We start from the raw sequence: 13,525 nt of genomic DNA on the forward strand, positions 1-13,525 counted from the left end.
GAAGGGGCCCTTCTTAACACGCCACGCCCCCTTGGTCACCGCGCCGACCAGGGGGCGTCGCCACGTCGTCACGGCGGGCGAGGAACAATGTCCCCATGGCGTACGACGCGTTGGTGCTGGTCTCCTTCGGCGGCCCGGAGCGGCCCGAGGACGTTCTCCCGTTCCTGCAGAACGTGACCCGGGGGCGGGGGGTGCCGCCGGAGCGGCTGGCCGAGGTCGCCGAGCACTACCTGCACTTCGGCGGGGTGTCGCCGATCAACCAGCAGTGCCGCGACCTGCTGGCGGCGATTCGCGAGGACTTCGCCGCCAACGGCGTCGACCTGCCGGTCTACTGGGGCAACCGCAACTGGGATCCGATGCTCGCCGACACCGTCGCGCGGATGCGCGACGACGGGATCACCCGGGCGCTGGCGTTCGTCACCAGCGCGTACGGCGGCTACTCGTCCTGCCGGCAGTACCAGGAGGACATCGCCTCGGCCCGCGCCTCGGTCGGCCCGGACGCCCCGCTGATCGAGAAGCTGCGCCAGTTCTGGGACCACCCCGGCTTCATCGAGCCGCACGCCGACGCGGTCCGTGCCGCGCTGGCCCAGCTCGACCCGGCGAAGCGGGACAGCACCCGGCTGGTCTTCACCGCGCACTCGGTCCCGATGTCGGCGGCGGTCACCGCCGGCCCGCACGGCGGCCGCTACACCGCCCAGCTCGAGGAGGTCGCCCGGCTGGTGCACGCCGCGGCCGCGCCCGACCTGGCGTACGACCTGGTGTGGCAGAGCCGGTCCGGGCCGCCGCAGGTGCCGTGGCTGGAGCCGGACGTCAACGACCACCTGGCCACGCTGCCCGAGCAGGGTGTGACGAGCGTGGTGGTCAGCCCGATCGGCTTCGTCTCCGACCACCTGGAGGTGGTGTGGGATCTGGACACCGAGGCGCTGGAGACGGCCAAGCAGCTCGGCCTGGACTTCGTCCGCGCCGGCACGCCGGGCGTCGACCCGCGGTTCGTGGCGATGGTTCGCGAACTGGTCCTGGAGCGCACCGCCCCGGACGGCGAGCGGCTGCGCCGCCGCCTCGGCGAGCTGCCGGCCTGGGACACCTGCCCGGCGTTGTGCTGCGTGCCTCCGGCCCGCCGGCCCTGAGCCCGACCCGACGACACCCCTGGGGACGACACGATGCTTGACCGCAAGCCGGTGCAGAGCTGGCTCACCGACATGGACGGCGTGCTGGTGCACGAGGGGCAGCCGGTGCCCGGCGCCCCGGAGTTCGTCAAGAAGCTGCGTGCCTCCGGCAAGCCGTTCCTGGTGCTGACGAACAACTCGATCTACACCCCGCGCGACCTCCAGGCCCGGCTGGCCCGGATGGGGCTGGACGTGCCGGAGGAGGCGATCTGGTCCTCGGCGCTGGCCACCGCCCAGTTCCTGGCCGACCAGCGGCCGGGCGGGACCGCGTACGTGATCGGTGAGGCCGGCCTGACCACGGCGCTGCACGCGGTGGGGTACGTGCTCAGCGACTTCGCCCCGGACTACGTGGTGCTGGGGGAGACGCGCACCTACAGCTTCGAGGCGATAACCAAGGCGATCCGGCTGATCGACGACGGCGCCCGGTTCATCTGCACCAACCCCGACGCCACCGGCCCGTCGATGGAGGGCGCGCTGCCGGCGGCCGGCTCGGTGGCGGCGATGATCTCGAAGGCGACCGGCGTCGACCCGTACTTCGTCGGCAAGCCCAACCCGATGATGATGCGCTCGGCGCTGAACACCATCGACGCGCACTCCGAGTCGACCGCGATGATCGGCGACCGGATGGACACCGACATCCTGTGTGGCCTGGAGGCCGGGCTGGAGACGATCCTGGTGCTCACCGGCATCAGCAGCCGGACCGAGGCGGAGCGGTACCCGTACCGGCCGTCGCGGATCGTCGACTCGGTGGCCGACCTGATCGACGAGGTCTGAGCGCGGGCGCGGTCGGGGTCGCTCGCGGCGCTAGAGCCGCAGCGGCGCGTTGCAGGCGGCCACCAGGGCCTGCCGGCACGCGGTCGTGAGTGGCCGCAGCGCCGCGTCCCGCTGTTGCGCCTCGTAGGTGTTCACCGCGCCGCCCGGTGCGCTCTCCCCGGCCAGCGCGAGCACCCGGTCCAGCACCGCCGCGCGGGCGAACAGGCGGCGGGCCCGCGGGTCGAAGCCGGGCGGCAGGTCGGTCGCGCCGTCCGGGCGGCGCAGCGCGGCGAGCGCGCCGGCCAGCTCGGGGCGCCACTGCGCGACGTCCAGCCGGGTCAGCGTGGCGGTGGTCTCGGCCAGCACGGCGGCCAGTTCGGCCTCGGCCTCCGCCGCGCCCGGCGTGGCGAGCGACGCCTTCGGCGCGTCGGCCGGCAGCGGATGGACCCGCCAGAGCACCGTCTCCCAGGTCATCCCCGAGCCGGAGGTGTGCGTACGGATCTCGGGCACCAGCCCCATCCCGCTCGCCACCACCGCCTCGCCCGCGACCAGCGCCGCCCCGGCGAACGCGCCCGGACCAGGCAGGCCGCGCGGGTCGCCGGGCGCGGGCAGCACCAGGCGGATGTCGTCGGGTGAGTGCTTGGCGAGGCTGGGCAGCGCCTCCCGCAGCGACACGTCGGTCCAGGTGCCGGGGGAGTCGGCGACGAGGTGCTCCTCGTCGCCGGCGATGGCGTCGGCCACCTCGTCGAACGGCACCAGGCCGGCTCGCCAGGCACGCACCCAGGCGACGAACCGGCTCGACCGGCGCGGAGCCAGCGTGGCCGCGCCCGTTGCGGGGGAGGACATGCGGAAAGGGTACGTGCTCCGCGCCGCTGCTGTCTCGGCTGCCGCTCCGGCGGCGCGACCTGGCCCCAACTACCCCCTTCGCACCGGTTCGTGCCGACGGATGGCGGCCCGGTCGGCGCGTCGCCGAGCGACACGCCGGGGTGCTGGTTAGCGTCTGCGGCATGGCGGGGCGATACGACGGGGACGTGCTGGCCGGCGACTGGCGGCGACGGAAGGTGACCCCCGAGGTCGACGCCGAACCCGACCTGGTGGTCGAGGACGCCGACTCCGGGTTCTGCGGCGCGGTGGTCGGCTTCGACTCCGGCGCGGTGGTGCTGGAGGACCGGCACGGGCGGCGGCGCAACTTCCCGCTGCTGCCCGCCGCGTTCCTGCTCGACGGCAGGCCGGTCACGCTGCGGCGGCCGGCCCGCGCCCCGGTGCCCGCCGCGCGCCGGCGTACCGCGTCCGGCTCGATCGCCGTGGACGGCGTACGGGCCCAGATCGCCAAGGCCAGCCGGATCTGGGTCGAGGGCGTGCACGACGCCGCGCTGGTCGAGCGGATCTGGGGCGACGACCTGCGCATCGAGGGCGTGGTGGTGGAACCGCTGGACGGCATCGACGCGCTCGCCGACGAGGTACGCGCGTTCGCGCCCGGCCCCGGCCGCCGGCTCGGCGTGCTCGTCGACCACCTCGTACCCGGCTCGAAGGAGAGCCGCATCGTGGCCCGGGTCGGCTCGCCGCACGTGCTGGTCACCGGGCACCCGTACGTCGACGTGTGGCAGGCGGTACGCCCGGCGGCGCTCGGTATCCCGGCGTGGCCCGTGGTGCCTCCGGGGCAGCCCTGGAAGGAGGGCGTCTGCGCGGCGCTCGGGGTGGCCGAGCCGGCGGACATGTGGCGGCGCATCCTGTCCCGGGTGGACAGTTTCGCCGACGTGGAGACGCCGCTGATCAACGCGATGGAGCGCCTGATCGATTTCGTCACCGAGCCCGGGTGAGTGGTTGCGGTCAGGGTCCGGGGGCGACCGCGCCCGGCTCCGGGCGGTCAGGCTTGATCCCTGCGCCACGGTCGCCCCCGGACCCGCCGTGTGCCGGCTCCGCCCGTCCCCGGACCCCCGTCCCCGCCCCGTCCCCGCCCCGGCCCCCCTTCCAGGCCCCGTCCCCTGCGCCCCTCGCCTGGTTGATCAAGGAGTTCGTGGGCGTCTTGGAGATCAACGCCGACACAAACTCCTTGATCACCGCGGTGAGCGGTGCGGTTGCGCGTCGATCATGGAGTTGTGGTCCCGGTGGATCGGGCATAGCGGGGCGAAATGAGGGCCGCGAGTGCAAGATCGGCGGGGGCGGGGGCGGGGGCGGGGGTTACGGGGTTTCGTCCGGGGTGCGGGTCAGGACGAAGGTGGCTATGTCGAGGGCTACCGGGGTGCCTGTTTCGTCGCGGATCACCGTGAGGATCTCGCCGTCCTGGGAGCCGGAGCGGCCCCGCCACCGGTCCGGTCCCTCGGGAGTGAACCGGAGCAGCGGCTTGCCCACCAGGCCGCCGACCAGGTCCCCGGCGGCGTCGACGCGGAACTCGTACTCGCCGCCCATCCACCACCAGCGGCCGGTCAGCGCGGCCACGTCGGCGGCGGGCGGGCCGGCCGGGCGCCAGGGGGCGGGCACGGCCGGTTCGGCGTCCAGCACCAGCGTGAGCGCCTCCCGGCCGAGCGCGCCGATGTGGTGGCCGCGCAGCCCGTACGAGTTGGCGAAGTCGACCACGGCGGTGCGGGTGGGCCGGTGCACGGCCAGGCCGGCGACGTAGCCGGGCATGGAGCCGCCGTGCCCGACGTACACCCGGTCGCCGACCCGGTAGAGCTCCACGCCGAGGCCGTGGCCGCCGGTCCACGAGTCCAGGTCGTTGATCACCACGGGGGCGCACATCTCGGTGAGCGTGGCGGGGGCGAGCACCGCCGGGTCCGGGTCGGCCAGGAACGCCGCCCACCGGCCCAGATCCTCGACGGTCGACCAGAGCTGCCCGGCCGGGGCCATCGCGCCGGTGTCGGTACGCGGCTCCTCCCGCAGCGTCTCGTGCCAGGGGTGGACGACGTAGCCGGGGGCGTACGGCTCGGCGGGGTGGTACGTGGTGCGGCGCATGCCCAGCGGCGCCAGCAGCCGCTCGGTCAGCAGTTGCGCCCACGGCGTGCCGGTGATCCGTTCCAGCACGCCGCCGAGCAGCCCGTACGCCAGGTTCGAGTAGTGGTAGACGAAGTGCGGCGGGTGGGCGATCTTGTCCGCCGTCAGCCCGGCCAGCAGCGTGTCCAGGTCCACGCCCTCGGCGCGCTCCCACCACTCGCCGTCCGGCTCGCGTTGCAGGCCGCTGACGTGGCCGAGCAGCCGGCGTACGGTCACCGAGCCGACCGGGGTGCCGGGCAGGTGGGCGTCCAGCGGGTCGTCCAGCGCGAGCCGTCCGGCGTCGCGCTGCTGCATCACCAGCACCGCGGTCATGGTCTTGGTGATCGAGCCGATCCGGTACTGCAGGTCGCCGTCGGGGCGGGGCGTCTCGCCGGCGACCGACAGGTGCGCCAGCCGGCCGTCGCGGATCACGCCGAGCGCGAGCGACGGGCCACGTCCCTCGGCCTGGGCCCGGGCGACCAGCAGGTCCACCTGACGCGCGGTCTCGGGCAGCAGGGCCATGTCGTCCTCCTCGTCGGCCGGCGGCGCGGTACGCCGTGCGAAGCCTAGCGATCATGACAGTTCGATGACACGTGCGCCGACGTGTCACGATTGTTCTCGTGGACGCCGTGTTCTGGATCGTTCTGGGTGTGGTACTAGCGGTCGCCGAGATCTTCACGACGACGCTCTTCCTGATCATGTTCGGGGTCGGGGCGTTCGCCGCAGCCGGCGCCGCGGCGCTCGGTGCGCCGGTGGCGCTCCAGGCGGTGATCTTCGCGGTGGTGTCGGCGCTGTCGGTGGCGGTGGTCCGTCCGGTGGTCCGGCGGCACGCCCGGCCGTCGCTGGAGACCGGGGAGCAGCCGTTCGGGGTCGAGGCGCTGGAGGGGGCCACGGCTGTGGTCCTGGAGCCGGTCGACGCCGACCGTGGCATGGTCAAGATCGATGGTGAGCTGTGGACGGCCCGCTCGTACGACGCGACGCGCACGTACGCCGAGGGTGAGCGGGTGCAGGTGATCAAGGTCCGGGGCGCGACCGCTCTGGTCTGGCAGGACGACATTTCCACCCCGGGCGAGCTGCCCGAAGCGAAAAGGTGAACGGTATGGAGTTTCTGGCGATCCTGATGATCGCGGTGGCGTTGATCGGTGTGGTGACGCTGTTCAAGGCGGTACGGATCGTGCCGCAGCAGCGCCAGGACGTGGTGGAGCGGCTCGGTAAGTACAAGCGCACGCTGAACCCGGGCCTCAACCTGCTGGTGCCGTTCGTCGACGCGGTGCGCACCAAGGTCGACATGCGCGAGCAGGTGGTCAGCTTCCCGCCCCAGCCGGTGATCACCTCCGACAACCTGGTCGTCTCGATCGACACGGTCCTCTACTTCAAGGTGGTCGACTCGGTCCGCGCCACCTACGAGATCTCCAACTTCCTCCAGGCCATCGAGCAGCTCACCGTCACTACGCTGCGTAACGTGATCGGCTCGCTCGACCTGGAGCGCGCGCTGACCAGCCGCGAGGAGATCAACCGGCACCTGTCCGGCGTGCTGGACGAGACCACCGGCCGCTGGGGCATCAAGGTGACCCGGGTCGAGATCAAGGCGATCGAGCCGCCGCCGAGCATCCGCGACTCGATGGAGAAGCAGATGCGCGCCGAGCGGGACCGCCGTGCCGCGATCCTCAACGCCGAGGGGCACAAGCAGTCGCAGATCCTCACCGCCGAGGGTGAGAAGCAGGCCGCGGTGCTGCGCGCCGACGGTGACCGGCAGGCCCGGATCCTCCAGGCGGAGGGCCAGGCCAAGGCGATCCGTACCGTCTTCGACGCGATCCACACCGCCAACCCGAGCCAGAAGGTGCTGGCCTACCAGTACCTCCAGGCGCTGCCGCAGATCGCCAACGGCACGGCGAACAAGGTTTGGATCGTCCCGACCGAGCTGACCAAGGCCCTGGAGGGCATGGGTGGCGCGCTGGGCGGGCTGGCCAACATGGTCGGCGACCAGCCGTCGCCGGAGGCCGCCAAGAGCGCCGGCGAGGTCGAGCGGGAGGCCGCCGAGGCCGCTGAGGCCGCGGCCATCGCGGCCCAGGAGATCCACGACGAGGTACGCGTGGCCGAGGCGCAGGCCACCGGCGGCAACGCGCCGAAGGGCCTCCCGGCACCGGAGCCGGTGGACCCGGCCAGCCTGGTGAACGACCCGGCGGACCAGCGCGAGCGGGGCTGACCGGCAAATCCGAGAATCCCTCATACGGCGCTCCGGCGGCTGCCACCATCGGTCTTGAGGACGGGTGGTGAGCAGGGCCGGAGCGCCGTTGCGCGTCCCGGGCCGCCCGTGGCGCGAACGAGGTGAGGCATGAAGGATCCGGCGAACCAGCTGTTCTCCCGTACCCCGGTGCCCGGCGCGCACGACCCCGCCGGGCCGATCGGCTCCCGGCGTACCGGAGGGGGTTTCGGGGTCCTGCCGTTCGTCTCCGAGCCCGGCCCGGGGGCGCCGGCCACCGACGCGACCTGGGCCTGGTCGATCCGCCGGTTCGCCCGCGCGGCGGTCTGGCTGCTGCCGGCGTACGCGGTGCTCTACGGCCTGGTGGCGACGGCCAGCGACGGCGGTGTGGGCAACGACCCGTACCCGGCCGACGGGCGGCCGCTCTACCTGGTCGGCTGGGTCGCGGCGGTGTGGCTCGGGCTGCTCGCCCTGCTCGCGCTCACCGGGCTGCTCGTCGCCACCCGCTGCCGCCGCGTCGCGCTGGCCGGGCTGCTGTGCAGCATCGGCGGGATGGTGCTGATGCTGCCGTTCGCCGGGCTGGCCGAGCAGACGCCGGTGTTCGGCGTGACCGCGCGCGGCATCGTGCTGTTCGGCGCCACCCTCTACAGCGTGGGCTGGTTCCTCACCGGCTGGTCGGTCGCCCGGTCCGGGATGTTCTCCTACGGCGACGGGACGATGCTGATGATCGCCGCCCCGCTGCTCGGCCTGGGTGGCGCGCTGATCGGCTCGCTCCAGACGTTCGGCGCGATCTTCGTGCTGATCGCCGGCATCGGCATCGGCTACCGCAGCGGTCGCCTGGTGCCCGAGACGATCGCCCGGGACGCGGCCGCCGCCAGCGTCGCCGCCGCACCGGCGCCGCCCGCGTCACCGAAGGGCCCGCTCGGCGCCGGATGACCGGTTCGTCCGGGGCCGCGAGCTGAACGGTTGCCGTGAGGTAACTGACAGTTGCCTGGCGAGGTGGCCGGTAGGCGGCTTTCGTGGCAATCCTTGCGTCCATGCCGTCTCCCAGGTCGCCGCTGTCGCGGCTGTTCACCGTGCTGCTGGCCGGCCTGCTCGCCGGGCTCGTCCTCGCGCTCGCCGCGCTTCCCGGCGGCCTGCTCGGCGGGTTCGCCGCCCGGGCGGCGCTCGGCGCGTACGCGGACCTGCCCGACGCGCTGCGCACCCCGGTGCAGCCGCAGCGCTCCTACCTCTACGCCAACGACGGCAAGACGCTGATCACCACGTTCTACGACGTGAACCGCACCGACGTGTCGCTGGACGAGATCGCCCCGGTGATGCGGCAGGCGATCATCGCGGCCGAGGACCGGCGGTTCTACTCGCACGGCGGCGCGGACCTGCGCGGCATCGCCCGCGCGCTGGTGGCGAACGTCAAGGGCGGCGGCACCGAGCAGGGCGGCTCCACGCTGACCATGCAGTACGTCCGCAACGTGCTCAAGACCGACCCGAACCGCACCCCGGAGGAGCGGCAGGCCGCCACCGAGCAGACAGTCGGGCGCAAGCTCCAGGAGATCCGGTACGCCAACGCGCTGGAGCAGTCGCTGTCCAAGGACGAGATCCTCAACCGCTACCTCAACATCGCGTACTTCGGCTCCGGCGCGTACGGCGTCGCCGCCGCGAGCCAGCGCTACTTCGGCAAGGCCCCGGCCGACCTGACGCTGGGCGAGGCGTCGCTGCTCGCCGGCCTGGTCCAGTCGCCCGACGCGTACAGCCCGATCGACGGCGACAAGGACCAGGCGCTCGCGCGCCGGGGGTACGTGCTCGACGCGATGGCCGAGACCGGCGCGATCACCGCCCAGCAGGCCGCGGCGGCGAAGGCCGAGGCGCTGACGCTGCGCCCGACCGCCCAGCCCAACGGCTGCACCGCCACCGCCCAGGGCCACGACGACTGGGGCTTCTTCTGCGACTACCTGCGCCGCTGGTGGCTCACCCAGCCGGCCTTCGGCAGCACTCCTGAGGAGCGGGAGCAGGCGCTGCGCCGAGGCGGCTACCGCGTCGTCACCACGCTCGATGCGAAGATCCAGGAGACCGCGCAGGAGCAGGCCACGAAGGTCTACGGGTACGGCAACAAGCGGGCGCTGCCGATCGCGGCGGTCGAGCCCGGCACCGGCCGGGTCCTCGCCATGGCGGTGAACCGGCACTACAGCCTCGACGACAACCCGGACGGGCAGGCCAACCACCCGAACACGGTCAACCCGCTGATCTCCGGCGGCGCCAGCGTCGACGGCTACCAGGCCGGCTCGACGTTCAAGATGTTCACCATGCTGGCCGCGCTGGAGGCCGGCAAGCCGCTGTCCACCGGCTTCGACGCCCCCAGCAGGCTGCCCACCCGGTACGCCTCGGACGACGAGGGCAACTGCGACGGCACGTGGTGCCCGGCGAACGCCAACCCGCAGTGGATGGACGGCTACCGGATGATGTGGGACGGCTTCGGCCGGTCCGTGAACACGTACTTCGTCTGGCTGGCCGAGCAGGTCGGCGAGGACAAGGTGGTGGAGATGGCCCAGCGCCTCGGCATCACCTTCCGCGCCGACTCCGACGCCGCGTTCGCCCGCGACGACGCCGCGAACTGGGGCGCGTTCACCCTCGGCGTGGCCGCCACCACTCCGCTGGACCTGGCGAACGCGTACGCGACGGTCGCCGCCGAGGGCACGTACTGCACGCCGCTGCCGGTGGTCTCGGTGACCACGCCCGACGGCGGCGCCGTCGACGTGGCGCAGCCGTCCTGCAAGCGGGTGCTCGAACCGGACGTGGCCCGCGCCGCCACCGACGCCGCCCGGTGCCCGGTCGGCCAGCAGTCCGCGTTCGGCCAGTGCAACGGCGGCACCGCCACCGCCGTCGACCGGATCGTCGGCCGCCCGGTGGCCGGCAAGACCGGCAGCTCGGAGCGCAACGCCACCGAGACGTTCGTCGGGTACACCCCGCAGGTCGCGGTGGCCGGCATCGCCGCCAACCCGGACGACGTCACCGACCTGGTCGGCTCCGCCGTGCAGGCGAAGGTGATCGACGCGGTGGCCCGGACCATCAAGACGGCGCTCACCGGCAAGCCGGTGGCCGACTTCACCGCGCCGAGCCGGGCGCTGGCCGGCGACCCGCAGCGCCCGCAGCCGCCCCGCCGGACCGAGCCGGACCGCCGCGAGCAGCGCCAGGAGAGTGAGCTGCCCTCCGACGTGCTGCGCTGGCTGCGCGAACGCGGGTAAGGAAGGGCCCCTTCTTAACGCCTCCGGTAGAGAAAGGGCCCCTTCTTAACACGCGCTGCGGCAACGACCGCGCCCACGACCGCGTCGAGGGCGGCGGCCACCTCGTCCGGGGTGCCGTCGCCGTCGAGCGTGACGAACGAGCCGAACTCCGGCAGCGCCCGGTACGCGCCGTCCAGCGCCCGCAGGTGCGCCGGCTCCTCGGTGTCGAGGCCCCGCGCGGCCACCCGCCGCCGCGCCACCTCGGGCGAGGTGGCCAGGAAGCACACCACGGTCGGGCGCGGGAAGACGGCGTACGCGGCGCGCACCACGCGCCGTCCCCGGTCGCCCCGGGCCGCCATGATCACGTCCTGGCACCAGGTCCACCGGTCCAGCACCGCCACCCGTCCGGTCAGGCGGGCCACCGCCACGGTCCGGGCCATCGCCGCCGCGCGCACCGTCGCCTCCAGCGCCGGATAGAGGGTACGGCCGAACAGCGCCACCCCGTCGGCGCGGCCGAGCGCCCGGGCCAGCTGGTTCCACAGCGGCCGCCCACCGGCGTTCTCGAAGTACCGGGCCCGGACACCTTGCTCGCGCAGCCGTGCCGCCAGTGCCTTGGCCTGGGTCGTCTTCCCGGAGCCGTCGACCCCGATCAGCGCGATCATCACGGGACGGGCCACGCCCGGAGGCTAGCCGCCCCGGGCAAGCCGGAGATCGACGACGCCGGGCTGTCGGATCCGCGCGGCCGGCTCCGACCCACCGGCGAGCGCGCCCGTTCCGAGGGCGCCGTGCGACGCGGAGGAACACGTCATGGGCAAGGTCGTCTACGGGGTGCACACGTCGGTCGACGGTTTCATCGAGGGGCCGAACGGCGAGTTCGACTGGCCGGAGATGGGGGAGGAGCTGTCCGCGTACTCGATCGGGTTGTCGGAGCGGGCCGCCGCCTTCGTCTACGGGCGGCGGGTGTGGGAGATGATGTCCTCCTACTGGCCGCAGGCCGAGTCGATCTCCGACCACCCGCACGACCTGGCGTTCGCGCCGATCTGGCGGCGTACCCCGAAGGTCGTGGTGTCCCGCACGCTCGCCGAGGCTTCCCACGGCGCCGTGGTGGTCGGCGGCGGCGACCTGGCGAAGGAGTTCGCGGAGGTTCGCGAGCGGTTCCCCGGCGACCTGCTGGTCACCGGCGGCACCGGCGCGGCGACGGCGCTGGCCGCGCTCGGGCTCGTCGACACCTACGAGGTGATCGTGCACCCGGTGGTGCTCGGCGGCGGGCGGCAGGTGCTGCCCGGCCTGGCCCGCCAGAACCAGCGGCTGGTCGAGACGCGCACCTTCGACGGGCGGTCGGTGCTGCTGCGCTACGCGCGGGCCTGACGCCTCAGCGGCCCCGGCGGCGGGGCCGGTACGTGGCGAGCGCCGCCGGTACGCCCCGCCGCACGATGCCGGCCCGGTCGCTGTCCCCGCGCAGCACCGCGGCGGCGGTCTTGCGGGCCTGCTCGACGGTGAAGTGCGGCGGCAGCATCAGCTCGGCCGGGTCCACCACCGCGTTGACCACCACCGGGCGGTCCGCGTCGAGCACCCGCTGCCACAGGCCGTCCACCCGGTCGGGGGAGTCGACCAGCTCACCGCCGAGGCCCAGCACCTCCGCCCACCTGTGGTACGCCACGTCCGGCAGGTCCTGGCTGTCCGGGAACATCGGCGTGCCCTCGCCGGACCGCTGTTCCCAGCTGACGAACGCGAGCTCCCGGTTGTTGAGCACCAGCACCACGAACCGGGGGTCGGACCACTCCCGCCAGTACTTCGCCACCGTGATCAGCTCGTTGACGCCGTTCATCTGCATCGCCCCGTCGCCGAGCAGCGCGATCACCGGCCGGTCCGGGTGGGCGAACTTCGCCGCCAGCGCGTACGGCATCCCGCCGCCCATGGACAGCAGGGTGCCGGAGAGGCTGGCCAGCATGCCGGGGCGGACCCGGACGTGCCGGGCATACCAGGCGGTGGCGGTACCGCAGTCCACGGCGAGCACGGCGTCGTCTGGCAGCGCGTCGTCGAGCGTGGCGAACAGCGACTGCGGGTTGACCGGGTCGGCGGGCTGGGCGGCGACCTCGCGTTGCGAGGCCCGCCACCTGCCGTTGGCGTCGGCGATGGTGGCCCGCCAGGCGGTCGGGCCCGGCCCCGGGCCCAGCTCCTTGAGCAGGGCGCGCAGCGTCGGCCCGGCGTCGCCGGTCAGGTTCACCTCGGTCGGGTAGCGCAACCCCATCCGGGTGCCGTCGATGTCGATCTGCACCGCCCGGGCCTGGCCCTCCGGCGGGTAGAACTCCGAGTACGGCATCTGGCTGCCGACGATCAGCAGCCGGTCGCACTCGCGCATGAGCTGCCAGCTCGGGCGGCTGCCGAGCAGGCCGATCGCGCCCGTCACCCAGGGCTGCCGGTGGTCGACGGCGGTGAAGCCGAGCAGCGCGGTGGCGACCCCGGCGCCGAGCCGGTCGGCGATCCGGCGTACCTCGTCCTCGGCGCCCAGCGCGCCCTGCCCGACCAGCATCGCCACCCGCTCACCGCCGCGCAGCACCTCGGCGGCGCGGCGCACGTCGGCCTCCGGCGGCGCGGTCGGCTCGCTGCTCGGCACCGCGCTGGTGTGGTAGTAGCCGTGGGCGTGCGGCGGGTGCGGCACCGCCGGCAGGTCCTGCACGTCGGAGGGCAGGACCAGGGCGGTCACGGTACGCCGGGCCAGCGCCGTGCGGCAGGCGCGGTCGACCAGGTGCCGGGCCTGCGACGGGTCGTCGAGCTGGGCCAGGAAGGCCGACGCCACGTCCTTGTAGAGCGCGAGCAGGTCCACCTCCTGGTAGTAGCCGCCGCCCTCGGCGGGCAGCGCGGTGTGCCCGAGCAGCGCCACCACCGGCTGGTGGTCGAGCTTCGCGTCGTACAGGCCGTTGAGGGCGTGGATCGCGCCCGGACCGCTGGTCACCACCACGCAGCCGAGCGGGCCGCCGCCGTACTTGACGTGCGCGCCGGCCGCGAAACCGGCCGTCTCCTCGTGCCGGACCTGGATGAACCGGGCCCGCCCGTCGGCCCGCTGCAACGCCGAGGTCATGCCGTTGATCCCGTCGCCCGGGTAGCCGTAGTAGCGGTGCACGCCCCACTCGGCGAGCCGGGCCACCAGGAAGTCGGCGACGGTGGCGTCGCGGGGGAGGTTGCCGTCGTGATCCGCGCCCATCGTGTTCCCT

General features: G+C 73.7%; 12 protein-coding genes. 8 read left to right on the forward strand and 4 right to left on the reverse strand.

All coding sequences use genetic code 11. The annotated features are described in order from the left end of the window. The first annotated feature begins 95 nt into the window (after positions 1 to 95). Together ABIH81_RS18130 and ABIH81_RS18135 are read left to right on the forward strand one after the other, a co-directional pair. Positions 96 to 1,127, forward strand: coding sequence for a ferrochelatase (locus tag ABIH81_RS18130; protein WP_349876079.1), 1,032 nt, complete (start codon positions 96 to 98; stop codon positions 1,125 to 1,127). Between the two features lie 33 nt (positions 1,128 to 1,160). After that, the gene (locus ABIH81_RS18135) at positions 1,161 to 1,940 is read left to right on the forward strand and encodes an HAD-IIA family hydrolase (protein WP_349876080.1); all 780 of its coding nucleotides are present in this window, start codon (positions 1,161 to 1,163) and stop codon (positions 1,938 to 1,940) included. 30 nt (positions 1,941 to 1,970) lie between these two features. On the opposite strand, the gene ABIH81_RS18140 is transcribed toward ABIH81_RS18135, so the two are convergent. Next, entirely contained in the window at positions 1,971 to 2,765 is a 795-nt protein-coding gene (locus ABIH81_RS18140) for a hypothetical protein (RefSeq protein WP_349876081.1), read from the reverse strand. 161 nt (positions 2,766 to 2,926) lie between these two features. Here ABIH81_RS18140 and ABIH81_RS18145 point away from each other — a divergent pair, with 161 nt between their 5' ends. Continuing rightward, positions 2,927 to 3,739: a DUF3097 domain-containing protein gene (locus ABIH81_RS18145; RefSeq protein ID WP_349876082.1), complete on the forward strand. Its 813-nt coding sequence runs from the start codon at positions 2,927 to 2,929 to the stop codon at positions 3,737 to 3,739. A 361-nt stretch (positions 3,740 to 4,100) separates the two neighbouring features. On the opposite strand, the gene ABIH81_RS18150 is transcribed toward ABIH81_RS18145, so the two are convergent. After that, positions 4,101 to 5,411 (reverse strand): serine hydrolase domain-containing protein, encoded by a 1,311-nt coding sequence (locus ABIH81_RS18150; RefSeq protein ID WP_349876083.1) that lies wholly within the window; start codon positions 5,409 to 5,411, stop codon positions 4,101 to 4,103. A gap of 98 nt (positions 5,412 to 5,509) precedes the next feature. Between ABIH81_RS18150 and ABIH81_RS18155 the strand changes: the two genes are divergently transcribed. From ABIH81_RS18155 to ABIH81_RS18170, 4 genes are all read left to right on the forward strand, one after another. Next, the gene (locus ABIH81_RS18155; protein WP_128137354.1) at positions 5,510 to 5,983 is read left to right on the forward strand and encodes an NfeD family protein; all 474 of its coding nucleotides are present in this window, start codon (positions 5,510 to 5,512) and stop codon (positions 5,981 to 5,983) included. Positions 5,984 to 5,988: 5 nt separating this feature from the next. Continuing rightward, positions 5,989 to 7,095 carry an SPFH domain-containing protein gene (locus ABIH81_RS18160; protein WP_349876084.1) on the forward strand — a complete coding sequence of 369 codons (1,107 nt, stop codon included), beginning with the start codon at positions 5,989 to 5,991 and terminating at the stop codon, positions 7,093 to 7,095. A gap of 129 nt (positions 7,096 to 7,224) precedes the next feature. Further along, positions 7,225 to 8,028 carry a hypothetical protein gene (locus ABIH81_RS18165; protein WP_349876085.1) on the forward strand — a complete coding sequence of 268 codons (804 nt, stop codon included), beginning with the start codon at positions 7,225 to 7,227 and terminating at the stop codon, positions 8,026 to 8,028. A 101-nt stretch (positions 8,029 to 8,129) separates the two neighbouring features. Further along, entirely contained in the window at positions 8,130 to 10,331 is a 2,202-nt protein-coding gene (locus ABIH81_RS18170) for a transglycosylase domain-containing protein (protein ID WP_349876086.1), read from the forward strand. 14 nt (positions 10,332 to 10,345) lie between these two features. Here the strand turns inward: ABIH81_RS18170 and ABIH81_RS18175 are convergent, their stop codons facing one another. Next, entirely contained in the window at positions 10,346 to 10,987 is a 642-nt protein-coding gene (locus tag ABIH81_RS18175; protein WP_349876087.1) for an AAA family ATPase, read from the reverse strand. A 130-nt stretch (positions 10,988 to 11,117) separates the two neighbouring features. Between ABIH81_RS18175 and ABIH81_RS18180 the strand changes: the two genes are divergently transcribed. Then, the gene (locus tag ABIH81_RS18180; protein WP_349876088.1) at positions 11,118 to 11,678 is read left to right on the forward strand and encodes a dihydrofolate reductase family protein; all 561 of its coding nucleotides are present in this window, start codon (positions 11,118 to 11,120) and stop codon (positions 11,676 to 11,678) included. A gap of 4 nt (positions 11,679 to 11,682) precedes the next feature. On the opposite strand, the gene ABIH81_RS18185 is transcribed toward ABIH81_RS18180, so the two are convergent. Further along, positions 11,683 to 13,515 carry a thiamine pyrophosphate-requiring protein gene (locus ABIH81_RS18185; RefSeq protein ID WP_349876089.1) on the reverse strand — a complete coding sequence of 611 codons (1,833 nt, stop codon included), beginning with the start codon at positions 13,513 to 13,515 and terminating at the stop codon, positions 11,683 to 11,685. Positions 13,516 to 13,525 lie beyond the last annotated feature (10 nt).

The sequence above is a fragment of the Micromonospora sp. HUAS YX12 genome (assembly GCF_040215685.1).
Taxonomy (GTDB): Bacteria; Actinomycetota; Actinomycetes; order Mycobacteriales; family Micromonosporaceae; genus Micromonospora; species Micromonospora tulbaghiae.

Coding starts and splice junctions, on each gene's coding strand:
- ABIH81_RS18130 (WP_349876079.1), top strand. CDS start 96: ATGGCGTACGACGCGTTGGTGCTGGTCTCCTTCGGCGGCCCGGAGCGG.
- ABIH81_RS18135 (WP_349876080.1), top strand. CDS start 1,161: ATGCTTGACCGCAAGCCGGTGCAGAGCTGGCTCACCGACATGGACGGC.
- ABIH81_RS18140 (WP_349876081.1), bottom strand. CDS start 2,765: ATGTCCTCCCCCGCAACGGGCGCGGCCACGCTGGCTCCGCGCCGGTCG.
- ABIH81_RS18145 (WP_349876082.1), top strand. CDS start 2,927: ATGGCGGGGCGATACGACGGGGACGTGCTGGCCGGCGACTGGCGGCGA.
- ABIH81_RS18150 (WP_349876083.1), bottom strand. CDS start 5,411: ATGGCCCTGCTGCCCGAGACCGCGCGTCAGGTGGACCTGCTGGTCGCC.
- ABIH81_RS18160 (WP_349876084.1), top strand. CDS start 5,989: ATGGAGTTTCTGGCGATCCTGATGATCGCGGTGGCGTTGATCGGTGTG.
- ABIH81_RS18165 (WP_349876085.1), top strand. CDS start 7,225: ATGAAGGATCCGGCGAACCAGCTGTTCTCCCGTACCCCGGTGCCCGGC.
- ABIH81_RS18170 (WP_349876086.1), top strand. CDS start 8,130: ATGCCGTCTCCCAGGTCGCCGCTGTCGCGGCTGTTCACCGTGCTGCTG.
- ABIH81_RS18180 (WP_349876088.1), top strand. CDS start 11,118: ATGGGCAAGGTCGTCTACGGGGTGCACACGTCGGTCGACGGTTTCATC.
- ABIH81_RS18185 (WP_349876089.1), bottom strand. CDS start 13,515: ATGGGCGCGGATCACGACGGCAACCTCCCCCGCGACGCCACCGTCGCC.